Annotated in this window: 16 protein-coding genes and 1 tRNA gene; 6 read left to right on the forward strand and 11 right to left on the reverse strand. The window is 50.9% G+C overall.

Annotated features, from left to right (window positions below):
- Positions 1–176: 176 nt before the first annotated feature.
- Positions 177–2,477: a hypothetical protein gene (locus tag DEV76_RS25300; RefSeq protein ID WP_198652245.1), complete on the reverse strand. Its 2,301-nt coding sequence runs from the start codon at positions 2,475–2,477 to the stop codon at positions 177–179.
- 345 nt (positions 2,478–2,822) lie between these two features.
- Between DEV76_RS25300 and DEV76_RS25305 the strand changes: the two genes are divergently transcribed.
- The 4 genes from DEV76_RS25305 (at position 2,823) to DEV76_RS25320 (ending at position 9,623) form a co-directional block, all read left to right on the forward strand.
- A complete protein-coding gene (locus DEV76_RS25305; protein WP_109700753.1) occupies positions 2,823–3,650 on the forward strand; it encodes an HAD-IIA family hydrolase in 828 nt (275 codons plus the stop codon).
- 138 nt (positions 3,651–3,788) lie between these two features.
- Positions 3,789–3,861, forward strand: a tRNA-Lys gene (locus DEV76_RS25310).
- 680 nt (positions 3,862–4,541) lie between these two features.
- Entirely contained in the window at positions 4,542–7,847 is a 3,306-nt protein-coding gene (locus DEV76_RS25315; RefSeq protein WP_109700754.1) for a SusC/RagA family TonB-linked outer membrane protein, read from the forward strand.
- A 30-nt stretch (positions 7,848–7,877) separates the two neighbouring features.
- Positions 7,878–9,623 (forward strand): RagB/SusD family nutrient uptake outer membrane protein, encoded by a 1,746-nt coding sequence (locus tag DEV76_RS25320; RefSeq protein WP_109700755.1) that lies wholly within the window; start codon positions 7,878–7,880, stop codon positions 9,621–9,623.
- A gap of 156 nt (positions 9,624–9,779) precedes the next feature.
- On the opposite strand, the gene DEV76_RS25325 is transcribed toward DEV76_RS25320, so the two are convergent.
- The 3 genes from DEV76_RS25325 to DEV76_RS25335 form a co-directional block, all read right to left on the reverse strand.
- Complete coding sequence (locus tag DEV76_RS25325; RefSeq protein ID WP_109700756.1) at positions 9,780–13,499, reverse strand: glycosyltransferase family 2 protein; 3,720 nt, start codon at positions 13,497–13,499, stop codon at positions 9,780–9,782.
- Positions 13,496–14,833 carry a glycoside hydrolase family 2 TIM barrel-domain containing protein gene (locus tag DEV76_RS25330; RefSeq protein WP_198652247.1) on the reverse strand — a complete coding sequence of 446 codons (1,338 nt, stop codon included), beginning with the start codon at positions 14,831–14,833 and terminating at the stop codon, positions 13,496–13,498. Before DEV76_RS25330 ends, DEV76_RS25325 begins: the two co-directional genes overlap by 4 nt.
- 380 nt (positions 14,834–15,213) lie before the next feature.
- Entirely contained in the window at positions 15,214–15,612 is a 399-nt protein-coding gene (locus DEV76_RS25335) for a DUF6463 family protein (protein ID WP_109700758.1), read from the reverse strand.
- Positions 15,613–15,716: 104 nt separating this feature from the next.
- Here DEV76_RS25335 and DEV76_RS25340 point away from each other — a divergent pair, with 104 nt between their 5' ends.
- Positions 15,717–16,421, forward strand: a complete 705-nt coding sequence (locus DEV76_RS25340) for a DUF481 domain-containing protein (protein ID WP_232827043.1) — start codon at positions 15,717–15,719, stop codon at positions 16,419–16,421.
- Positions 16,422–16,427: 6 nt separating this feature from the next.
- On the opposite strand, the gene xth is transcribed toward DEV76_RS25340, so the two are convergent.
- Genes xth through DEV76_RS25355 form a run of 3 tightly spaced genes read right to left on the reverse strand, consistent with a single transcriptional unit; the run spans position 16,428 to position 18,883 of the window.
- Complete coding sequence (xth, locus tag DEV76_RS25345; RefSeq protein WP_109700760.1) at positions 16,428–17,198, reverse strand: exodeoxyribonuclease III; 771 nt, start codon at positions 17,196–17,198, stop codon at positions 16,428–16,430.
- 21 nt (positions 17,199–17,219) lie between these two features.
- A complete protein-coding gene (locus tag DEV76_RS25350) occupies positions 17,220–18,356 on the reverse strand; it encodes a glycoside hydrolase family 43 protein (protein WP_109700761.1) in 1,137 nt (378 codons plus the stop codon).
- Positions 18,357–18,400: 44 nt separating this feature from the next.
- Positions 18,401–18,883, reverse strand: a complete 483-nt coding sequence (locus DEV76_RS25355; protein ID WP_109700762.1) for a hypothetical protein — start codon at positions 18,881–18,883, stop codon at positions 18,401–18,403.
- Between the two features lie 110 nt (positions 18,884–18,993).
- Here DEV76_RS25355 and DEV76_RS25360 point away from each other — a divergent pair, with 110 nt between their 5' ends.
- Positions 18,994–20,088, forward strand: coding sequence for a Gfo/Idh/MocA family protein (locus tag DEV76_RS25360; protein ID WP_109700788.1), 1,095 nt, complete (start codon positions 18,994–18,996; stop codon positions 20,086–20,088).
- Positions 20,089–20,156: 68 nt separating this feature from the next.
- Here DEV76_RS25360 and DEV76_RS25365 read toward each other — a convergent pair whose 3' ends face one another.
- The 4 genes from DEV76_RS25365 to DEV76_RS25380 form a co-directional block, all read right to left on the reverse strand.
- Positions 20,157–21,533, reverse strand: coding sequence for a TlpA family protein disulfide reductase (locus tag DEV76_RS25365; RefSeq protein ID WP_109700763.1), 1,377 nt, complete (start codon positions 21,531–21,533; stop codon positions 20,157–20,159).
- Between the two features lie 75 nt (positions 21,534–21,608).
- A complete protein-coding gene (locus DEV76_RS25370; RefSeq protein ID WP_157963111.1) occupies positions 21,609–23,051 on the reverse strand; it encodes a PKD-like family lipoprotein in 1,443 nt (480 codons plus the stop codon).
- A 30-nt stretch (positions 23,052–23,081) separates the two neighbouring features.
- Positions 23,082–23,828 (reverse strand): DUF4843 domain-containing protein, encoded by a 747-nt coding sequence (locus DEV76_RS25375; RefSeq protein WP_109700765.1) that lies wholly within the window; start codon positions 23,826–23,828, stop codon positions 23,082–23,084.
- A 45-nt stretch (positions 23,829–23,873) separates the two neighbouring features.
- The gene (locus tag DEV76_RS25380; protein WP_109700766.1) at positions 23,874–25,292 is read right to left on the reverse strand and encodes a RagB/SusD family nutrient uptake outer membrane protein; all 1,419 of its coding nucleotides are present in this window, start codon (positions 25,290–25,292) and stop codon (positions 23,874–23,876) included.
- Positions 25,293–25,304: the final 12 nt, after the last annotated feature.

Genomic DNA, 25,304 nt, shown 5'->3' on the forward strand with positions numbered 1-25,304 from the left:
AAGCATGCTTTGTAATGCATGTCAAATGTGATGAATCGGTATGATTAAGGGGCAGAAATTGCAGTTTTGGTCACAAACGGAGAAACAGCAGTATGAAAACAAAGCAGCCTGGCCTCCGCATTGGAAGCCAGGCTGCTTTTATCCTTTTGTATTATTTCAGAACAGACGGGAATGTATTAATACCCTTCGGCCCGCTTCAGTTCCGTCACCAGCTGATATGCTGCTCCTTTACTTTTAGCGGAATAGAGTTTCCAGGTATTATCATCCTTGGCTTCGAGCCGGAAGCTTTGAGCCGGATCTGTCAGCAGCTTTTTAACCCAACGCGGAAAGGCATTGGCTGCCCGGGCATTTTCCCAAGTCCGGATCACATGGAAGATAGCTTCCTTCTGCGAACAGCTTTCCACATCTTTCTGATTCAGTGTTAAGCTGTAAGTAGACCCTATGCCTACAGAAACTGCCTGGATATGCTCATACTGTTCTACCGTAGAGTTGGCTTTGATAGGGAAATTTCCACCCATCCCCGCAGGGAAGAAATTAGCATAGGTAACATCGCGCAGGTCTTTCCCCTGGCTGGTAGCGCTTCCCCATTCCCGGGTATCTGCATCGTAAAGGTTCTTGCCTCCTCCCACATTCCAGATGCTCTGGTAGTGCCAGGAGCCTTCAGACAGTGTGGCGCCCGTGAAACGGATGTAAGAAACGCCCTGTTGCGAAGCCCGCTCAAACATTTTACGGAAAAAACGTTTGGTGGAATAGTATCCGTGCCCGTTGTTGAACAGGAACTCCTGCCCGTCGAAGTCGTAGTATGCCAGCCCGTTAAGACGGCAGATATCGGCATAATGAGCCGCAATTTCGTCCTGTAACTGCATGTTGGGGATGAGGCCGTCATACCCGTAGTTGACGGTCACCTGGAGCTTGTAAATGGTGTCTCCGGCTTTGTGGGTGCCGGGGGTGGTTTTCCAGTATCCGCGTTGCACATTCAGCAGGCGGTAAGGTGCCCGGTCGGATACGCCCAGGTAATAAATCAGCTCCTTGCCGATTTTGATCATGTTCAGGTTCTGGCAATGCCCTTCCCAACTGCCGATTTCTTCGAGGTATTTGGGATCATTTACATAGATCAGGGTATCATTTGGCCCTATATTCTTTGTCAGCAGCCGTTTTTGCTGGTACCATAAGCTGTCGCTGGGAACGGGACTTGCATCCAGCGTACCGGGTGCAAGTGCATTGGTGATTGGGGTGCGCCCTATCAGCAGGCCATGCCTGGCCGCTTGTACCGAAAATGATTTGTGAGACAGGTTTCCGGAAGTCAACTTAATCGGCTTCTTTTCATACCCACGGCCGTCCAGGTAGCCACCATTGCCACGGTCTGCACGGAGGAAGCCCATATCGTACAGGCTGATCGCTTTGAAACCCAGTCGTGCTGCATAGGCAATGGTACTGTCATACAGTCCGCCGCTGGTGAGCACATCCGGTACATAGGCAGCAGGGTCTTTCACCCATTTGTTATTCACGGTAGGGTAAGGGAGCTTTTCTTTCAGCACAATTTCCTGCATCACATCCATCAGTGCAATACTATCCGGGCTGCCCCAAAGTGCCACGGAAGATCCGATAAAATCCACGCCGGGCAGCGGTTGCACCATCAGGTGGTTGGGGATATTGGCCGCCATGTGCGGGATGAGGGAGAAGAAAACCTCCCGTTCGGTAGTCCTGTCTCTGGAATGGTAGGATATCGATATTCTGCCTTCTTTGTCTACTTCTGCGGCATTGCCATACATAATGCGGTACCAGGGTTCTTTATGCGCATAAAAGGCTACATCACTGATGCCGTTGCCGCCGAGAGAGAATACCTGGCCTTCATGCAGGTGAGCCGGAAGCGGGAACCGTTTGGCATCCGGGGTATGAATGATATACTGGAAGGGTGCTGCATCCCCGATGGTAGTGGAGGTGCCGCCAAGCGTATTGTCGTTCAGTGCCAGCATACCGATTGCGAAATTCACGGCTTCACTGGTGTCTCTCGCCACGCCGATGATCTCTCCCAGCAGGTTTGTGATATTCGTATGGTAAGGGCCCCATTGAATGCCTTCGATGTTTTTACGGGGAGACAGCGATTGCAGGGTAAGCCTGAAATATTTTTTATCCTGTTCCAATACTACCCTGGCAATGGAGCCGTTCGTGTAATGAAGTGTAAACACATTCCCCGATTTATCAAAGGAAGCTTTCGCAGGTTCGTAATATACCTTCTTAACACCGTCGTATAATAGCATGAGCGGAGACGGTTTGCCCGCCGGACTGAATTCACGTTCCGGGGAAACGGTAATATTTTTCATGCTGGTGATATACCCGCGCTTGTCTATCTGAATTCCGAAATAGCCCGTGCGGAAATTCCATTGCGCTTTCACTGAAAAGGTCAGGGAGAGCAGAGAGAACAAAACGAGGAAGCGCAATTTTCGTCTGTTCGTGTTGAAGCAGTTCTTCATCATGTGTGGTAAATTTTCCTGCAGCGGCAGATTGCTACCGGTGGAGGTGGTCCTTAAAAGGTAAAGCTATATTGGGAAAGATGAGGAGATTGCCATCAATTTGACGATATATGATGGAATATTTGCAGTGCTTATTAAGAAAATAATATACACCATTCAACATTATTTGTATATTTGATCTGTCGCGAATTACACCGTACTAAACAAAGTACCAGGGCAGCCCCGCCTTATAATCTCCACTTATCAAATCTGATTTCACAATTTATTTTACTTGCCGGACAGCTCCGCCAGGATATGGCTCTATTATCCTGACCGCAGAACTTATGGTTACATTTTAAAACCAAAATAATGAATCAGAAAGGATTTCTAATCGACATGGATGGTGTTATTTACCGTGGCTCCGAAACCATCCCCGGTGCTGTAGAATTTATTAACAACCTGCGCGACCAGGGATTTCCCTTCCTGTTCCTGACGAACAACAGTCAGCGTACTAACCGCGATGTGTCGTACAAGCTCAGAAAACTGGGTTTTAATGTGGAAGATGATGACGTATTCACCTGTGGTATGGCTACAGCCCGTTACCTGGCGTCGCGTACCCCTAAGGCAACGGCCTATGTTATCGGCGAAGGCGGACTGCTGGCCGAATTGCATGCAGCTGGTTTCTCTATTGTAGATGACCATCCTGATTATGTAATCATCGGGGAAGGCCGCACCATCATGCTGGAATCAGTTGATAAAGCCATCAACATGATTATGAATGGCGCTAAATTGATAGCTACCAATATGGATCCCAACTGCCCGGTAGGAAATGGTAAATACCGTGCAGGCTGCGGGGCCTTTGTGGCGATGGTGGAATGTGCCACCGGTAAACAGGCATTCAGTGTTGGTAAACCCAGCCCGGTAATGATGCGCATGGCCCGTAAGAAACTTGGTCTCTCTACCGATCAGACAGTTATGATAGGAGATACCATGGGCACCGATATCCTGGGCGCCGGTTCTATGGGCTTTACTACGGTGTTAACCTTAACAGGTGTTACCAAAGCCGAAGACCTCAGTCATTTCAGCTACCAGCCCGATTTTGTGATATCCTCCGTAAAAGATCTGCTGAAGCCGGAACTCTTTGAAAAAGTTTTAAGCACGAAGAAAGAGGTGCTGGACGAGGTGCAATATCTGTAATGATTAATTGCTGCCCGCGTTAAGAAGCTGCAAAGGTCGTACTGGCCTTTGCAGTTTTCACTTTTTTCAGTTGATGTTTGGTGTTGTAATATTTTTTCTTACTTTTGCTGCCCCAAAACATGATAATGTTACGGGAATGATTCTGTAGCTCAGTTGGTAGAGCAATACACTTTTAATGTATGGGCCCTGGGTTCGAGTCCCAGCGGAATCACGAAAGGCGCTAGAAATAGCGCCTTTTTTCGTTTATAGCATCTAACATCTTTGGATTTACTTCATATTCTGCGTTTTATCATATAAACGCCACTCCCCGGATCAGGTTTCCTCTCCTCAGCCTGAAATCGTGTAAAAGAGGCCGGTCAATTTCCGGTAGTCATCGAAAAGAGCAAAAAAAACATAGGTTGTAGTAAAAAAAGCAGTTGTATGCCGTGTAGGATTGTAAGACTTTTATAGTAGAATTCTGACGTTATGGGCAGTACGGCTTTGAAGTAGAGTAGACTATCAGTACGGGTTCCAATTTTTTAATAATCAAATCTGAATTGTTTTATGGTCGGCCATTTATATTGCAGCCAGCAGTATGCCGCTGTTTTCCGACCGTGGCGCTTTTAATCTCAGTATCAGGCGTATAAATATCATCAGTAAGACAAAATAATATAGGTTATTCCACAGTGGCTATGCCTGGCAACTGAGGCAGTAGAATTTTTATGTAAAGACGTGAGACTGGTAAGACAGTGAGCAGCCGTCAGCCGCCCTTCGGTGGCTGTAAAGGGCAATCCATGCCTGAACATTCTTCTTTTACTTAAACGGCACAGAGCTGCCAATATTCATCCACGAAAAGGATTATTAGCTCGGAATGTAGAAAGTTTTATTCATTTATCTCAAACACAGCAAAGTATGAAGCAGATTTACAGTGATTGCCATGCACAATCCCTTGGAGGTATCCCGCCGAAGCAGGATGGATGCCATCCGGGAACGCTGATCTTTTCAAAGGAGCGTGAGTATGGTAATGACGTTCGCCGGTTTTTCCGTTCAGGCAATCTGGTATGCATTTTAGCAGCGTCGCTGGCGTTGCAGATTGTGCCGGGGCAGTACGCTCGTGCAGGCGCAGTTGAAGGCAGCTATCTGACTGAACTGGCGAAGCTGGCGCCTCCTTATACCATTTCAGGTATCGTGAAGGATGAAAGCGGGAACGGCATCCCCGGCGTCACAGTTACCGTCAAAGGAACGCGCTCCGGCGTAGCTACCGACGGACAGGGCCGGTTTACCCTTTCGGTACCCGAAGGTTCTTCCGGCATTCTCGTTTTCACGCACATCGGATTTACGACGCAGGAAATTAAAGTGCAACAGGGAGAAACCGTTAACATAATATTGAAGAGCGGATCGCTGATAGAAAATGAAGTGGTGGTAGTGGGATACGGTACCCAGAAAAGAGCAAAAATGACTTCCGCCGTTTCATCGATCGGCGGCAAGGATATCGAACTGATCCCGGCCACCAACCTGTCGAACGTACTGGCGGGCCGGATGTCGGGTACGTTCATCCGCACCACAACCGGTACGCCGGGCATCGGGTCGGCCGTGAAAGTGCGCGTAAGCTCTTCGTTCAGCAACTCCGCCGTAGAACCGATCTATGTAATTGACGGCGTGGTGCGCGACAGGGTCAGCTTTAACTCCATCGACCCTAACGAGGTGGCCGATATCACCGTACTGAAAGATGCTGCTTCGGCAGCCATCTACGGCTCCCGTTCGTCTAACGGCGCTATCCTCGTTACCACCAAGAAAGGAAAGAGCGGGAAGGCGTCCATCGATTTCAACGCTACCTACAACACGCTGCGGACGGGCGCCCTGCCGGAATACATGCCGGTGAAGGACGGTCTCAAACTGAGCCAGGCTGTGAACGGAGGGATGAGCGATGAAGAAATCGACTGGGTGCTTAAAAACAACCCGAAAGGCGAAAACTATTATGATGCGGCTTATTCCAATCCCTCCAGCCAGCGTTACGCGCTGAGTGCATCGGGAGGCACTGATAAACTGCGCGCCTATATCGGCGGTTCGTATGTGAAGGAAGATGGCTTCCTGCCCCAGGTTTGGTATAACAAATTCAACCTGCGCGCAAACGTGGAAGCGAATCTCGTTAAGAACCTCACCCTGGGCCTGAACGTGAGCACCAATTATGGCAACCGTAACCGGTTCAACTTTACGTACGATTACGGATCCGACGACCTGAACAACCTCTGGGGCAAGCTGCTGTATTGGGACGTGTTCGCTTCCCCCTACATCAACGGCAAACCGAACAACCCCGGCTGGCTGGGTAACCCCGTGGAAATGATGAAAAACGGCGGCTACTGGAAAAATTCTAACCAGCAGATAGACGCGTTGGTAACGGCTGAATACAAGATACCTGCCGTGGAAGGTCTCAGCCTCAGAGGCACCTTCAGCAAGAACTTCAACAACAACTTCACGAAAACCTTCGCCAAAAAGCAAGACCTCTATAACTTCAAGAAAACTGGTCCCAACAGCCTCATCTACACGAACGAAGAGATCGGCATGGTGAAAAGCGGCGACCCCGGCACAGAGTACCTGGGCAACTTCTACACCCGGAACAACAGCTACCAGCTGAACGGGCAGATTAGCTACGACCGTACTTTTGGTAAACATACCGTTGGTGCGGTAGCAGTATACGAGCAGTTCGAGCAATACGACAATGGCTTTAACTTCACCCGGAACAACTTCCCGCTGATGGCAGTAGACCAGTTCCTGTATGCCAGCAGCAACAACGCCGACTGGAGCACGGGCGGCGGTGAAAGCGAAGCAGGCAGGATGTCTTACATCGGAAGGCTCAATTATGATTACGACGGCAAATACATCTTCAGCGCATCCGTTAGGAGAGACGGTTCTACCAACTTCGCACCCGACAGGCGCTGGGGCTGGTTCCCCTCTGTTTCCGCAGGCTGGGTACTTTCCAGGGAAGATTTTTTCAGTGGTTCCAGGATCGGACAGGCCATCGACTTCCTGAAGATCAGGGGCTCATTCGCCATGACGGGGAACGACGTGCTGGATAAAGACGATCCCAACAGCCGGTGGAGATGGATGGAACAATACCTCATCGGTGGCTCGTATTACATGGGCGCAAGCGGCATCCCTTCACCCCGCCTGCGTTATGGCGGTACACCCAACGCCGGGCTCACCTGGGAAAAATCCAGATCTGTAGGTGTGGGCCTCGATGCAACCGCATTCAGGAACCTCCGCTTCACCTTCGATTACTGGAAACGTAATTCGTACGATATCCTCGGGTCCCGCATCCTGGCCATCCCCTCGGAATTCGGCGCGGCACTGCCTCCCGAAAACTATGGAAAGGTTAGTTCCAATGGCGTGGAAATCGAACTGGGATATGGCAACAACATCGGCAAGGATTTCAGCTATAACGTGAAAGGTATCTTCACTTATGCGAGAAACAAGGTGATCAAAAAAGACGCAGCGGCTAACATCCAGCACTTTCAGGACCCCATCGGCAAAACCACCTCGTATGGCGTAGGGTACCAGGCGCTCGGCATTATCCGCACACAAGCCGACCTCGACAAGCTGCCGGCCGACTTCCTCATCAACGGTGTAAGACCGGCTCTGGGCGACATGCTGTTTGCAGATCTCAGCGGCCCTGCAGGCAAACCCGACAACGTAGTGAACGAATACGATCAGATCGTGCTGGGCAATTATTTCGGGGCAGACAATGCTCCGATCTCCTACGGCCTGAACCTCTCGGTGACCTATAAAGGCTTTACCGTAGAAGCACTCATGTCTGGCCTCACCGGCTATAAAGTCAGCTACAACGACCCCTGGGGCAGAAACTTCGGCGGCGGCGGTAAAGTGCCCAAATACCACGAAGATTCCTGGACGGACAAGAACCCCAACGGTTCTACTCCCAAAATATATCCCTGGGGTGACCCTCATTCGGCCGGTTATACCTGGACTTCCACCTTTAACGTCTACAACGGCGGATTCCTGCGGATGAAGTATCTCAACCTCAACTACAGGCTCCCCGAAACACTGATGAAGAAATTAACGCTTAGAGACGCCCGGATCTTCCTGTCTGGTACCAACCTCTTCAACCTGACCAAATTCAAACTGTACGACCCCGAAGTGTCGCAGTTCATGAGCTACCCGGTCATGAAAACTTACACCGTAGGTATCAGCATGGGGCTGTAACAAAGCGTTTTTACATTCAAAACAAAGAACATGAAGAAGCATAAGTTAAACATAGCGATACTCCTCATCTCCACCGCCCTGGCATCTGCAGGATGTAACAAGGTGCTGGACAAGCAGAACCTGTCTGCCGTAGGCCCCGGTCAGGTATGGACAGATGTGAACATGGCAAACGCCTACCTGAGCCAGGTGTACTTCGAAAATATGCCCGGCAACACCAGCGGCAGCGGCAATAATACCGACGAAGGCGTGCCATATCAAAAGCAAACCAACGCCTGGTTCCGGGGTACAGCCACTTTCGATTCGAGGAGTGCCTTCGGTAGCTACACCAGCATCCGGAACATCAATATCCTGCTCGAAAACATCGCGAAGGCTACTTTCGCCGACGCGGATAAGAACAAAATCAAAGGGCAGGCACTGTTCTGGAGGGCCTGGGCTTACCAACGGATCGTGAGCGACCATGGCGGCGTTCCTTTGATCCTGGAAGCGCAACAGCCCTCTTCCGACCTTACGCAGCTGCAGAAACCGCGTAACAAGACTTCGGAGTGCGTTACGCAGATCCTCAAAGATCTCGACGATGCCATCGCCCTGCTGCCCGACGCATTCGTGGACGCAGATTACGGCAGGATCGATAAAGGCGTGGCGATGGCCTTTAAGGGCCGTGTGCTCAACTTTTACGCCAGCCCGTTGTTCAACGGCCTGGGAGGTGTAGCCACCTGGACGAAAGCTTTCGAAGCCAACAAGGCCGCCAAAGAATTCCTCGATGGCCGTGGTAAAGGGTTGTACAGCCCTTTCAGCAAAATCTGGGACGACGAAATGAACAAGGAAGTGATCATGGTACGCCGCTACAACTACCCGCAGGCTACTTACTTCCAGGGTGGTTTGATACCGCTGAACTGGTCGAAGGACGATGTGGGGTACGACCGGCCGTCGCTGGAACTGGTGAACGCTTTCCCCATGAAAGACGGCTCTTCCTGGGAATCACAGGCCCGCAGCTACGATACGCTCTTCCGCAACAGGGACGACCGTTTCTACGCCACCGTCTACTACAACGGGTCGCCCAACCAATATCTGAAAGGCATGCGTGACGACAAGTCTTACCTGTGGACGTATTTTACTGCCATCACTAATTACAACGGTCCCACGGGCCTCGAAGGTGCGCATAACCAGATTACGGACGATCCGCTGTGGTCCAACTCCAGCTTCTACCGCATTAAGGCGATCGATAAGAATATTGATAAAGGAACGGTTTATAACGCCGCTGTAGACTGGATCGAGATCCGCTATGCCGAGGTGCTGATGAACTACGGAGAGGCCGCTAACGAAACGGGTAATACTGTTGCAGCTGTAGACGTATTGAAGAAGATCAGGGAACGTGCGGGCGTATTGCCGGGCGGCGCTGGCAACTACGGCATCACGGCCGCCAACCAGGCCGATATCCGTACAGCTTACCAGAAAGAACGTTTTGTGGAGTTCAGCTTCGAAAACAAACGCATGAACGATCTGCGCCGCTGGAAGATGTTCGGCTACCTGAGAGGACTGCCGCAGCGCCATGGTATCGCCGTGTTGCTGAAACCCGGAGAAACGAACGTTACCCGCCTGTCGGACATTAACACCGTGTGGACGAAATTCACTTCCACCGTGATCCCGACCGATGCAGTAGATATTGCCATCAAAGACCAGTATTACATTTACGGCATACCCAAAGCCGAACTTGATAAAAACCCGTTGTTAAAACAGAATAACAACTGGGGGGGCGATTTTGACCCTTTGCAGTAACGTAGCTATTTAACAGTTAAAATAAGTGCGGGGGTGTACCTTTAAAGGCTATCACCCCCGCACTTTATTTATACAATTGACTTTCTGCCGCACTGATAAAAGATTTGTTGAAGATATCCTCGGAATAAGTGCAGTAGCCAGGGAACCATTTTTATCTCAGTAAAGTGGGGTGTTAAGAGTACTGATATCAGTAGACGCGCTGCCCTTCCGCGAGGCCTCCAGGTAAATCCGGTATTGCACAGGCTGGTCCGGAATAGTGAGGTTGAGAGATGCACCTTCCCCGATCTGCTGCAGGCGCAATGGATTCCCATAAATGTCTGTATGAACAAGATACCATTCAAACCGCAGCTGGTCCTTGCCGGGATCGGCAAACCGCCACCCGTTCCCTGTACTTACAAGAGCGTTATACGTGAGCTGGCTGCCAGGCATGGTAGTGCGGGAGGGACGGAGGATTTTTACTTTCGGTAATGGCGCCCGCACCGGCGTCTTGCTCCATAATGAAGTTAGCCTGTACCAGTCCGGTTTATAACGCCCGCTATGGTCAGTAAGCCCGTCGAAGGTAACAAAGTCGCGGGTTTCGAGGTCCTGCCAGTTAGTGGGGAATGCCGGTACCGGTGGCAGCGTAGCGAAATCCGCAATGGGCATTCTGCTGATGAAGCAGGGAAAGCTTCCGGAAAGCAGGGCAGCCAGGCCGCTGGTATCGCCGGTTACTTCCATGCCGAAAGCATCTATGGCCGGAAGCTGCGCCCGCAGCCATGGAAGTCCTGGTGCCATGCCCGGGTTGAAAACCACATCCGTCGTTAATGGCCTCGAAGGATCGGCAGCTTTAATGGCTGCTCCAAGACTTTCCAGCCACTGCAGGTAACGTTGCTGCTGGTACAGCAATGCCGGCTTAAAATGATGATCGGCCAGTTGTTGCCAGGCATTATTCCCCAGGTGCCATGCTGTGATAACGGTATCTCCACGTCGCCTCGCAATGGTATGCAGGATGTTTTCCCTCATCTGCGCAAGCGCTGTACTATCCCTGTCCATGTCCGTAACATCCGGTAACCAGAATCCATAATGCACGCGCATGCCATGGTTACCGGCCTCTGTCAGCACATTCCTGTCGTAAACGCCCGGTCCGTACCTGCGGATGGTGTTCACCCCCAGCTGCTTCATCTGTTGCAGGTCGTGAGCGGTTTCCCGGCGCGTGAGCGTATACCGGTTCCTGAACCAGTCTTCTGCTTTCTGGTAACGTAGCCCCCGGATGCTGTCTGGCAGTTTGTGTCCGGGCGGCAAGGAGGGGGAATGTATAACTGGACGTGCGATGGCGGCAGTTACAGTAGCAGCTGGCCCCTGCAGCCGTGGGTAACTGTTCATTGCCGCCAGGAGTTGTTTAGGCTCCCGGATTGCCCAGTCAATATACTGTGAAGTATCGCCTTCCGGAATATTAGCATCATGACCATTATGGAAAAACACCTCGGCATGTATTTCAGGGAAGCGGATGCTGATGGTACGGAATGCATCGCTGAACCAGCGAGCCTGCTCTCCTGCATCATTGGCAGAACCCATTTCCGCAATCATTACTGGCAGGCCGGAGCGGAAGAGCGGCAGGCTATGGAATGGCGTATACAATGATTCGAAGGAATACCATGCTTTGCCACCATGCCCGGGGCCATAGTTAAGGATAGTAACACCCATCCAGTCCACGAATTCCCTGCCGGGGAAATATGCTTCAGCATTGGCGGCCTTCCATGGGTTCCATACCCAAATGGCGTTCATAGCACCACGGCGAAGGAAAAGCGCATGCACGTACTGCCAGGCAGCCCTGAATGCTTCAGGGGTATTGCCACCGGTCTTAGACCAGGGATAAGCCGGATTGTCCGGCTCATGCGCAAACCGCAGGAATAAAGGGCGGTTCAATGCCTTTACCTGATCGGCAAACCGCTCCAGGTAACTGTCGAATATGCCGGTGGGGATCAGGGACATTACTTTTTGCTCATGCGCCAGCCCGTCTATGCTATGCCCGAAGCGGGAAGTCCAGGGTTCCCAGGTGATCATGGGAATGGAGCCGCTGTTATAAACGGCCGCCAGTGAATCCGGGAGGAGGTGCTCAGGGCCGTTGCCCCAGGGAATATACAGCGATGTTATCTGCATGCGGGGCATGCCCTTACCTGATGGATTGTACACGCCGGTATAAAAGAGTTCCTGCCTGGGAGCCTGTTGAATACCGGAAACCTGCTGCCGCCCTGTTGTAAAGTGCCAGCTCAGCGCAATCACGGTCAATAGCAACGGGAGCCCGAGTTTCCGGATGCCCGAATAGAGGTGCATATGACGGAATAACCAGAATTGTTTTTTAAGCAGCAACGGTAATATCAGCATCGTTTTCACCCAGCCGTAACGCGCGGGTATTTTCCTCGGTTGCAGACTGGCGATGATATTGAATATCATGATGAGGCAGTTAATGCCTGCAATGCCCGCCATAAAAAGGGAATAGGGGTTCCAGTCGGCATGCAGCCCATAAGCAATAGCAGAGAGGGATGCTACCAGTATAGCAATATTAGGAAGGTTCAGCCGCCAGTCGTCTGGCCCTGAGTCGTCTTTCGGAGTAGGGAGGTAGGGCACTTTTTTCCGGGCAATGGTATAGGCAAAGCCAAGCAGGTAGATCCACCATGTGCCGATAAACAGCAGGCCGCCCACTACATGAAAGCCGCGTTCCGTTTCTTCCATCACCCATCGTTGCACATAATGTCGGATAAGCACGATAGAGGCGATGGCAGGGATGGCGAGCAGTGAAAACTCCACCAAATCTGCCCGGAAAGGAATATGCCCTGTCACCAATGATAGAATCGGCACGAGGAAGTTGATGAGCAGAACGAGGCCGGAAAGGTAATGCAGCGGAATAGTGCCATAATGCAGCTTTTGCAGCCAGGTAAACTGCCGGAAGAGTTTTGGGTAAGATGTAACCAGCAACTCAAAGGTGCCCCGCGCCCATTTCAGCTGCTGGGCATAATATGCGGAAAGGGTATTGGGTACCAGTCCGCGGGTAAGCACGGCAGGCACGTACCGGGATTTCCAGCCTTTGGCGTGCAGGTGCATTGCGGTGTGCATGTCTTCCGCCAGCCCGCTTGCGTGCCCTCCGATGGAATCAAGGGCCGCCCTGCGGAAGGTGCAGTTGGCGCCGATGGCCAGCACTGTGCCGTAGCTGTTCATGGTGCACATAATAGGGCCGTAGAACTGGAACGTTTGCTGTGCAGCGCCTTTGGCAATGAGGCTGTCTCCCAGGTTGCTGTATGCCTGTACAATCTGTACGAAGCCAATCCCCGGATCATTGAAGTGATGCACCACTGCATCCAGGAATTCCGGTGAAGGTACATGGTCGGGGTCCAGAATCACACATAGCTCACCTGTAGCATATTGAAGGGCATTATTAATATTGCCTGCCTTAGCATCCTTTTTGTTTGTACGGGTCACATGCCGCACGCCGAGTCGGGCGCAAACTTCCCTGAGATACGGATCATCCGCTTCGTCGCACAGCCAGGCAGTATGCGGGTAGTTCATGGCCCTGATGGCAGTAAGCGTTTCCACGATCATTTCATACGGCTCACCGGGGAAGTAGGTGGTAAGTACATCTACCGTGAAGGGATGGTCAGGCGGAGGACCTGGCGGGATGCGGATGGCGGCGTAATGATACCATTCATGCAGGATAGCCAGACAGTTAAATGTAATGCCTCCCATCAAAACCCAATAGAATGGTGCATAACCGATCTGCGTGCGCCGGAACAGCACAAAAAGTAGCAGTCCTATGCTGGCAGTACCCAGCAGGATCATGAGTCTGAGCGTAAACAGTTCCCGCCGTGATGGGGGTGTAACCGGTTCCAGTTGTTCCTTCATGGGGCGATTACATAAAACGGTGTATTGGTGGATGCGAAATTACCATATGCATCAAATGCGGTTACGAATATACGATAAGGTCCCTCGCGCGATGGTGCCCGGAAGCGTGCTGTGGTGCCCTCATGGGAAATCAGCAGGCTGTCCAGAACTGGTGGCTTCTGCGGGTTCACGTCGTAACGGAAACGGATGAACCAGTCTTCCGGCACAACTTCCCATTCAAACCTGAGGGAGTCGCTGCCGGGGCTTTCCAGCAGCAGTTCCGCAGAATGGATGGTGCCCGGACTCAGCAAAATATTATCTCTGGCTCCTTTACCTTCCAGCAGCATGTATTGGAATGCGGGCGCCTGATGTGAGGCCCGCTGTCCTGTCCAGATATATTGCAAGGCATGTGCGGAGGCGGAAGCTTCGCCGTTTTGAGCAAACAGGCTGAACCAGGTATGTGTCACTTCCTGCTTCTGTCCCCAGAAGAAAACACAGGCCCCCAGGAAGCGGGGATCGTTAACGGGCATATAGTCCGTATAACGCTGAAGATATTGTTCTGCTTTCTTATTACTGGTGCTTTCAACGGGCGCGCCCCATGCAGTAGTTTCGGTTTCCCATGGCCCGTTGATGCCCCATTCGGTGATCAGGAACGGCCCGTTCCAGAACCAGGAGAATTTCCGGAGGTCGCTGCGCAGATTCTTCAATTCCCCGAATATATTCAGGGATATGAGATCCAGCTGCGGCACTTTCCAGCGGAGGTTGTAAATATTGCGCCGGTTGAAATTAATGAGAGTGGTGGTAACGGGATGATCGGGGTCGCGGGCATGGATCATGTCCAGCAGGCGGTTATACGCTTTGTAGAACGGACGGAAGCGGGGCCTGTAGGGAAAATCCACTTCATTGCCCAGGCACCACATCAGCAGGGCCGGATGATTTTTGTATCGTTCCACCAGTTGTTCATAAGCCATGCAAAGGGCGGATACGGCGATGGTATCCCGGTAAAAATCGAGCGACTCGCTGGCCGGGATGGATAGCCCGGCGATGACGGCGATGCCTGCTGCCTGTGCTTCATCCAGCAATGCCCCGAGCTGCAAGGTATCCCAAGTGCGGATGGTATTGCCTCCGGCTTCACTCAGTTCCTTCAACTGTCCGTTTCCTGCCGCACCTTTGATGGTGAATGGTTGGCCATCCCTGAAAATGGTGTAACGGCCTTCGGACTGGCCGATATAGACCTTACGCGGAGCAGAAGGTGAGGGAGCCTGCCGGCAGGAGGCCATGGCACAGCAAAACAATGCCAGGGCAATAAGAACCGGGTACGCAGGTGTTTGGCGTGTTTGTAGGTGTAGTAACATGGAGGTCGCCTCGAATGGTATAAATATAACGGAAACTTTTTAAAAGCTCCACGGAGGATAGCATCCGTATGTTATGGCATCCGGGAAACCTATTTCACCACTATCTTACAGGGATACATCTTTCGGATGTAAAACACCCCATAAAATATTTATGTCCACAATCGTCTGGTTACCAGGAGATGGCCCGGGCAGATTTTAGCCAGCTTCTTTCCAGCAATTCATTAGAGAACTTTCCAGCATAACTGCATCCAGCAAACAGTTGCATTGTACTGCCAGTGCGCAGTATGGTAACTGGTCATATTTATTGTAAAACATATCCTTATGCCGGCGGAGATATCTTCCAACAACCCTTCCCGGAGAGATATTCCCATTGCTTTCGTTTAAGCCTGCCGCTTTTGTTGCCGGGCTCCCAGCACCATCATTATTCCTAAAGGGAAGAAAAGGTAGAAGCCTGTTTCCATCTCGAACAGGCAGCCGGTGGCAGCTATAATGAGCAGGAACCAGCCAAACACGGCGGGAACTGTTTGTCTCTGCCTGTTTGTAAAATGATACAGGAACAGCCCGATGAACAGCATAAGCATCCCGGCCAGCTCAAACCACAGGAAAAGCAACCGCTCAGCAGATACTGGGGCGGTGTTCACCAGCCCTTCCTGCCACATAGCCACGGCTAAATGGTGGTTGATCGAGAATCCGTAGATCAGGTGAACGATGGAGGTGAATATGATGACCGGAGCTACGATCTTCTGTGATAGCGTGATACTGGCCTTGGAGGAGGACATGGGTGTTAGGTTTTGGCAAAGATAAGCTGAACTGTCCATAAGCGTCCGGCACGTAAATTGCGGCCCGCAGGGGCATGAAAATGTTCGGATTGATAATTATGGGGATGATACCGGCCTTACATGCCGGTGCGCAGTTTTCAGATTCAGTGCATTATTACGTCAAATATGCTTCCACCGGTTCCGTGAATCGCACGCAGGACGGATCGTCGTATTTGCTGAATAATTACCTGTCTTTTAAAGTCAGTAAGCAAAAGATGGTGCTGAATGCCGATGCTGGATATATATACGGGAAGCAGAACAGTGCCCTCACCAACAGTGATTTCTCTGCTTCCCTGAACTTCAATCTCTACCAGGGCGATAACAGGCGCTTCTACTATTGGGGCCTCACCAGCTATCTCAAAAGCGTATCGCTGAAAGTGAACGACCAGTTCCAGGGCGGACTGGGCGCTGCATACAACATTGTCAGCCAGCCGGGGGCCCTGCTGAACCTCAGCAACGGCATCCTCTACGAAAAGAATGATCTCCTCCTGAAAGATACCATTCCCGATGTATACCACACTTTCCGGAACTCCTTCCGGATGTATTACAAGTTTACGATCAGTAAGATTATTGTGCTGGAAGGGGCACACTATTACCAGCAATCGCTCCGGTACCTGGACGATCATATTCTTAAAAGCACCAATTCCCTTTCCATCAAACTACGCTCCTGGCTGGCTATAACGGCGGCATTGAACTATAATAAGATCAACCGCACCGAGCGGGAGAACCTGTTTATGAATTATGGTCTTACGATGGAGAAGTATTTTTAACCCCTGTTATTTCAGTTCAATCCATACAGGGGCATGATCGCTGGACTTTTCCCATCCCCGCACGAATTTATCCACCCCGGCGGAGGTAAGCCGCTTATCTGTAGCGGGGTTTAGCAGGAAGTGGTCGATACGCAGGCCGGCATTCCGCCCGAAAGCATCCCGGAAATAGTCCCAGAAGGTATAGATGGTTTCGTCGGGGTATAGTTTACGGAGTGCGTCCGTCCAGCCCTGAGAAAGCAGCTTTTCAAACGCCGCACGTGTTTCCGGGAGGAAGAGCGCATCGTTCACCCAGCGCTCGGGTTTATATACATCACGGCCGGTGGGTATCACGTTATAATCTCCCGCCAGTACAACAGGCTTCCCTGAAGCAAACAGTTCTGCGGCATGCAGGGTAAATCGCTCAAACCACTTCAGTTTATAATCGAACTTGGGGCCGGGTGCCGGGTTGCCATTGGGGAGGTATAAACAGCCGAGGGTTATGCCTTCCACTTCTGCTTCGATATAACGGCTGTGCAGGTCTTCCGGATCACCGGGCAGCACGCGCGTCACCTCTTTGGGCATACCATGTCGGGAGAGGATAGCTACGCCGTTCCAGCTTTTTTGTCCGTGCCAGATAGCATGATAACCCGCATCCTGAATAGCCTGCAGGGGGAACTTTTCTCCAGGAGCTTTCAGCTCCTGGAGGCAAACCAGATCGGGGGCGCTTTCTTTCAGCCATTGCAGCAATACGGGCAACCGGCCATTTACGCCGTTCACATTATAAGTGGCTATTTTCATCGTTCGAAGATAAGACTTTCGTTATTTACTGCCCGGTACCGCCTGCGGGGCAGTTTTGGGCCCATCTACCACCAGCTGCCCGTTCTTCAGCACCTTCATCCGGTCTATAAACACTACACGCTGATCGCCGGTAGCCGTGGTTCTGGCATGATACACACAGAGCATTTCCTTCCCGTCGGGCGAGTAAGTAATGCTGTTATGCCCGGTGCCTGTTACTACGCCGCCCTGCTCCACGTTCTTCTGCAGTACCGGGTTATTGGATGCCTTTGTAAAGGGGCCGAGTGGACTTTTAGATGTTGCATATCCCACAGCGTAATTTTTACCGCCGAAGTAATTGGCGGAGTACATCATGTAGTAAGTATCGCCTTTGCGGAAGGCTACGGAGCCTTCGGTCCATCTGCGGTTTACTTCCTTGCTGGTAACGGAGCGGCTTTCCCATTCCGCCTGTTTATCGTTCATTTTAACGGGTGGACGTAACTGCAGTACGGGTTCGCCTATTACACCGTTGAAGTCGGGTTTTAGCTCCACACCGTACACCCAGCTTTCTTCAATCACATCAAACCAGCCCTTTTCCTTTGCCCATGCCGATACCTCGCTTTCCACGGGGTGTTTATAGCAGCAGCGGGAGTAGTAGAGGTACAGCTTACCGTTTTTATCGAATAGTACATTGGCATCAATAATAGGGTAGCCGGGGTCGAATACGGGGCGGGTAAGGAGATCTGTAAACGGACCGGTAGGCTTATCTGCCACAGCCACGCCGATGCGAAAGTTCTCCACTTCTTTCGTGGGGTTTACTTTCCACTGGGCGCTGTAGAACATGTAATACTTACCGTTATAGGCATATACTTCGGGTGCCCAGTAGGCACCGCCCCATGCGGCGGTAGAGTCGCTCCAGCCGTTGGGGTTGCTGGCAAAATATACCTGTCCTTCGTTTTTCCAATGTACGAGGTCAGTGGAGGAGTAGGCGGCAAAGCCGTTTCTGGCGCCGCCGGTTCCGTACATGTAGTATTTATCGCCTTTCACATGGAGCACATACGGATCGCCAAACTCCACGGGGAGCGGGTTCTGGTAGGTGCGTGATTGAGCGGATATTTCGGTAGAAGACAGGGTGGCCGTGAGCAGGAGGCCTCCTATTGAAGCAATGAGCATCCGTTTCATGTAATGAATAGTATTAGCGTGGAATGATGGATCAAATATAATAGCTAGAAGAGAAAATTGATAATATAAACAATAATGAGGAAGGCTAATATCAACAGTAATAGCTGTCCTGTTTTCTTTGTTTTCAACTGAAAAGCAATTAAAAAGGCGAAAGCTGCTGCAAACAGGGATGTGAAAACCGTGCCCCTCACGAAAAACTGTACCTTTTCGACTCCGGTAGCGTCTGCCAGCGTAAATACTCTTACCGCCTGGAATATAGCTTCTGCCAGTAGAAAGCTAACCGTAGACCAAAGCATTAGTTGCCATATGGATGTACCGGGTAAAAGTTTCAGTACGGAACGCTGGAAAAGTATGAAGATGGCTACTATACAAGCAATAAAGGCCAGACCATGTATATTCATCGGAGTAGAAGGGATATGCGTAGGTATATCCCATGGAGCAAAGAAGAATATCCACCATTTGATAAGCAGGGTGGCAAAAAGGATAAATGTATACCGGACGATAAGAGATTTCACAGGTTGTTCCATAATAAGGGAAAAATAAGATAATACCCGCGTACTTTATAACCATTATGGATGGTGCTTGCACATCCCCCGAATTCACCGTATCTTATCAAGACCTAAAAGCCCGACATTCCATGACACACTCCCGCCGCGATTTCCTCCAGTACTCGGCTATCCTCAGCGCAGCAGCCGTTACCACGCCTCTGGCAGGCTTTGCAGGATTCTCCCAGCAGAAGAAGCTGGGCATTGCGCTCGTAGGCCTCGGCAGCTATGCCACCAATCAGCTGGGCCCGGCATTGTTGCAGACGCAGCACATCGAGCTGAGGGGCATCGTGACCGGTACGCCTTCCAAGATCCCTAACTGGGTAGACAAATACCGTATCCCGGAAAAGAACATCTACAACTACGAGAACTTCGACCGAATCGCGGATAATAAAGACATCGACGCGGTATATATTGTACTCCCGAACTCCATGCACGCCGAATTCACTATCCGGGCAGCCAAAGCAGGGAAGCACGTTATTTGCGAAAAGCCCATGGCTGTAAATGTGCGGGAAGGCCAGCAAATGATAGATGCGTGCAGGAAGGCAGGGAAACAGCTGGCCATCGGTTACCGCCTGCACTATGATCCATTCCATATGGAAATGATGCGCCTGAGCCGGGAAAAGGTGTTCGGACAGGTAAAGCTGGTGGAAGCCAGCGACGGCTTCCGTGCCGGTGATCCCAACCAGTGGAGGCTCAAACATGCCCTTTCCGGCGGTGGGCCCCTTATGGATGTGGGTATTTATGCCATCCAGGGTGCCCGGTATACGGTGGGCCTCGAGCCGGTGTCCGTCACCGCCCAGGAATTCCCTAAAACTGATCCGGTGAAGTTCAAAGACGTGGAGGAATCCCTTTCCTGGCAACTGCAGTTCCCCAACGGCGCCATTGCCAATTCATTCACTACCTACATCGCCGGGGTTAACCGGTTATACGCTGCTGCCGAAAAAGGATGGTTCGAAGTGAACAATGCCTTCGGATATGGTGGCCAGCAGGGCCGCACCAGCTCCGGGCCTATGCCTTTCCAGCATATTAACCAGCAGGCCGCACATATGGACGGAGTAGCCAAAGCCATCCTCGAAAACCGGCCCAATAATGTGCCTGGAGAAGAGGGGTTGCGGGATATGAAGGTAATTGAGGCCATTTATGCATCAGCCGCTGCAGGAGGCAAATCCGTGAAGATTGGTTAATAACAGAGCTACAAAACAAAAAAAAGAAGGGGAGAGCCCCTTCTTTGCATATCACCTAAACATTATCATCATCCCCCCGATAACTGTAGCAGCAGCGCTTTCAGCTCCGGCTGGGAAGGCCGGGGCGCGTCTACTGTTACGATGTTCCCGGCTTTGTCGAACACCAGGAAACGGGGGATTGAGTTGATCTTGTAGTAATGAGCGAATTCGCTGAAGCCCTTTGCATACAGCTGTATGCCGCTGAGCTTTTCTTTCTTTACAAACTCCACCCATTTGTTCTTGTCTTTCGCTTCATCTACAGATAAGGACACAAAGGCGATGGATTTACCCCTTAATTCTTCTTCCAGCTTTTGCAGGTGGGGGATCTCCGCCCTGCAGGGCATGCACCAGGTAGCCCAGGTGTCCACCAGCACCACTTTTCCTTTCAGGCTGGCGAGCGAAACGGTATCGCCGTTGATATCCGGATAGGCGAAGTTGTAAGCCTTTTCCCCTTTGGCGTAAGATGCGATGGCCGATTCCTGACGGAGGTATTTGGCTTTGGCAGAGTCTGTTAGCAGGTATTTCATGAAGGGAGCATAATCTGTCCGGAGCTTTTCCAGTGATTTGTAGCGGTCCAGACCAGCTGTGAGGAACAGTCCTTTCAGGGTATCGTTACAGATAGCGCTCACTGCATGCTGCATATGTTCGCCTGCTGCAATTTTTACCCCGCTGTTCATATTGTAGAACATGGTGTACCGCTCCATTCTGTCGATAGCATCGCCCAGCTGGAGGATGCGGGTGTCGCAGAATTTTTCCTTCTGTATAATGGAATTGTAGTAAGCAGGATACTGCTCCCGGGTGGGGTGAATAGACCGGGGAGTGTAAATAAAGTAGATGGCGGCGTATTCAACGTCACTGTCTACCACCATACGGAGCAGGCTGTTAAACGATTTGTTGGGTGTATTGATTTGCTTTTTAAAAGCCTCCGCTTTAGGAATAAAGGCCTCCAGTGCGGGGAAGAAGGTTTTATAGTCGTAGTTGCCTTCAAAGAACCGGAATGAGGGTGCTGCCAGTTCGCTATACATCTTTTCCCACTGTCCCAGCAGCTTGTTTTCGGGCGATGAGCCTGTAATATCTGTACTGGTAGCATGGATGTCGACGGTAACGTTTTCACCGGGCTTCAGGTAAAAGCGGGTGGGTAACGATCTGCGGGAGTTGTTATCGGATACGTAGTAGAAGCCCTCCTTTGCATCCGGAAGGGCAAATGCATAGTTCCTGCCCGCATCCAGCCGGGTGGTTGCATATTCCGTCATTTCACCCTGCGCAACGTGGAAGAGGTATACTTTAGCAACTTTCTCTTTATCCACTTTGCCACGGATGGTGGCCATTGGCTTCGTTTGCGCCGCAGCATGGAGTCCTGCGCTGAGGATAACGGCTGTTAATAATGATTGGTACCTGATCTTCATGGTTTGTTGGTTTGATTAGAAAGGAAGCCCGCCGCTGTGGACGGGCTTCCGTATGGGAAAAGGATAAATAGATGCTTAGCTTCTGCTTTTGAAAAGAATGCTGCTCAGCTTACCGAAACCGCTGAATACTTCCCGGTAGGTGTTGCCGGTAAAGTTACCGGTACCCGCTATGTGGAAATAATACAGCTTGCCCTGATCGCCTTCGTTGGTGGCGATACCCATTACACGGTAGTTGTCGGGATCTTCAAAATCATCATAGTTCAGGTACAGTTTCATGTCGGCTACCTGTGCGCCGGCCGGGAAAGTGTACAGGAGGGTAGACGTTTGGGCAAGGATATCGAGCTTATACACTTTGTTACCGTTGGAATAATAGAGGTACGTCAGTGTTTTTGACATCATGTAATGATCAGCCCCCAGTAGTCCCGGAACTTTGGTAACATCATATTTACCGATAGCTGCATTGTCGATACCGGCATCGAGGACGTAAATGAACAGGGAGTCGTGGTTGTTGTTTTTAAACAGCGCGATGTGCTGATCGGTTACGTTATGTTCTGCATAGAGCATCTTTTTACCGATATTGTTCATGTCAAATGCATCCAGCGCCGGGTTGTATGCGGGGCAGCTGCTCAGCTCTATGTCATAAGGACCTGCCCTGTAGAACCGCTGAGATATGCGGTCGTAGAAAAATTTGCCTTTTAAGACAGAGTAGATGGGATAAGGCTCCATGTAATACGGATTCTCCCCGATGAGCGGAAGGCCGTAAAAGAAAGGGGGCGGTGTCATGAGGCTGACGGGAAATACCTGTCCGTTGTTGTAAAGAATTTTATCCGCTCCGCCCAGTAGGTAATGGCCTTGCGGCTTAGGTTCCGGTGCGGTGAAGAAGAACTCATCAAACCTTTTGATCTTTAAGAAGTCGATGTAGTTCACCTGTATCATATCATTGGGTGAGAAGATGTAGATCTCCTGATCAGAGCGGTAATTGATGATCTGTATCATGTTAGCGCCTGCGGGTAGTTTGGCTCCTTTGTTAGTGGCAGAATAGATGTTTCTATAGATCTTATTCCCTTTGGTAACGAGCCCGATATCAGTGGCGCCGTTCACTTCTTCCAGTACCATCCAGCCTTCGCCGAATGCACTTACCACATTTATCCAGAAACGCTTCTGAAAACTCACTCCGGTTTTCTTATCCGTCACAAAGTAATCCAGCACATAGCTGCCCGGTGCTTCCGTGATAAAGGCACTCAGGTTTTTAGTTTCGCTGAGGGTACGGCGGGTTTGCGCTGTACCGGTAGGGTACAATACCCATTGGTAGGTGAGGCCGGAGGCATCAGGCATTGTCTGGGACAGGTTCACGTTAATACGGAGCGTGTCCTGCTGCGATACCACAACGTCTGTGGAATCGCTGGTGATGGCTATTTTATTGATCTCGTTATAATCGTAGTTGCCTTCGTCTTTGTAGCAGCCTGCCATGGCAATGGCCAGCGTAATGCCGCATAAATATTTTATGGATGTAAACATCATCTTCTTTTTAATGCAGTGAGCGATAGGTTAGAAAGTTACCCGGTTACCAAATTCATCTATCAGCGGGCCATTGGCTGCTTCGTATTCAGCCAGGGCGTTCCGGCAAACGGTTTCGTAGTATACGAACTGCGCGTAGGGTAAGCCTGTTGATCCGGAAGGAAACTCAGACCTGCCTGTAACCTTGATGATGAAAGCATATTTCACCTGGCTGAACGTATCGAAGAAGAACTTCAGGAAGCTGTCCCAGTTATTGGGCTTGGTGAGGAAGTCGTTGATTTTCACGAGGTACCTGCGGCTGGCACCGGGCATGTACCAGCTGCTGCCGTTTGCATCGGAGATGCCTGGGGCAAAGTCTTTCGACTGCCGGATCTCCACCATCAGCCTCACTTCATTGGTTTTCATGGCAGTATTGCGCAATACTTTCACGGGAATGTTTGCCGAAAAGGCACCTGCGGGTACTTTGGCAGGCAGTATTTCATAATCGGTTCCTGCCACGGCAGTGGTTAAACTGTCTACCGGCGCCCATTTCACTTCGCGGTCAAAGTCTTTTGCAGTTCCCATGATACGTACCGGTACGAACACGGTATCGTATTGAAGGGACTCATCTTTAATAGCGAAGGAATAGGAGGCACTGTCTTTTACATCCGAATCAAAATCCTTAAAAACGTAGATCATGTCCGGCTGGTTATAATCCACGAGTTCCGATTTTTCGCAGGCACCCAGAGCGAATGCGCATGTGAAAAGGAGGGTGGTATATTGAATAGCTTTTTTCATGTGTATAATTTTGATGGTAATACTGGCACAGGCATATGCCTGTATCTATTGTTCAAACCGCTTCCCGAATTCCACTTCATCTTCCGGCAGGGGGAATACGTATACTTTGGTAGCGTCTGCACTGCTGCCGTCTATCTTGGGGTTGTTGATACGTTTGAAGTAATAGAACAGCTGTCCTTCCCCGTAGAATTCTTTTTTGTATTCTTTGAGGATCTCTGCTTTCAGTTTATCGGGGGTAAGCCCGGTTGCCAGGTCGGCAAGGCCCCTGTTGTGCCGCACTACGTTGAGGTAACTTACGCCTGCTTGCGTGTCTTCCGTACATTCTGCTGCGATGTAGTACATTTCCGTGAGACGGATGAGAGGCACCGTGTTCAGCAGGAAGTCCTGGATGGCATCCTGGTAATATTTAGTGGTGTAATAGCCGCTGCCGGATTGCACGAACAGGTAGTTGAACCGTATATCGGAACTGCCGCCTGTGGTGGTTTCGTACAGGGCGCGTGTTTTAGTGCTGGTCGTAGATAACAGGGGGAGGCCGATATTGGTTTTGGTATAAGCTTCCGCGAAATCTTTCAGCTTGTATACATTCAGCGCAAACAAATGTTCGGTGGCATAAAGGCGGTCGCGGCTAATGGTGGCCGATGCCCTTCCTGCTTCCACGAAGGGGAAAAGAGCCTGGTTGCTGATAACTACCTTTGCTGCTTCCAGTGCTTTCGGTTTATCGCCTGCATAGAGGTGTATGCGTGCCTGCAACCCTTTTACTGCCCAGTAGTTCATGTAGTTGCTGGTAGGGTCTGCGCTGTAGGCGATGTTTACTTCCTTATTGCCGCCGAGGAGCACTTCTGCTTCCGCGAGGTCTTTCAGGCAGTTTCCGATCACTTCGTTCACCGGCAGCAGCGGATATACGCCTACACCGAATTTGGTCACATAAGGGATGGAAGGTTTAGCACCATCCACAACAGGAGCGGTTCCGAAGAGGCGGAGCAGGTCGAAGTGAAGGAAGGCACGCAATGCCAGTGCCTGGCCCTTTACCCTGTCGAAATTATCGAGGGTAAAGATCTTCCTCTTATCTTCCATTTGTGTGAGGATGTTATCAAGGTTGGCGATAGCGGAATAGGTTTCGCCCCAGATGGCGGCCATCCGTGTTTTTACCCTTGTATCGGTATAGTTATACACACCGGCCTGTTTAAAGGTGGCGCTGGAATTATCAGTGCCGGCAAAGGTGATGGTATATGTCTGTGCCAGCACGTCCATAAAGCCATAGGTCATTTGCTGTCCGTAGAGGCTGCTGCCGCCGAGCTTCAGGTACACACCGGTTAGTGCGTCCTGGAACCCCTGTTCGTTTTCAAACAACTCCCGCTGCCGGATCTGGGTTTTAGGGCTTACATCCAGCCATTTCTTACAACCGGAAGCCATTACGGCTACCAGGGTAAAAAGGAGCATGCTGTTGATATATCTGGATTTCATGTATCGGCTGTT

The sequence above is a fragment of the Chitinophaga deserti genome (assembly GCF_003149455.1).
GTDB lineage: Bacteria > Bacteroidota > Bacteroidia > Chitinophagales > Chitinophagaceae > Chitinophaga > Chitinophaga deserti.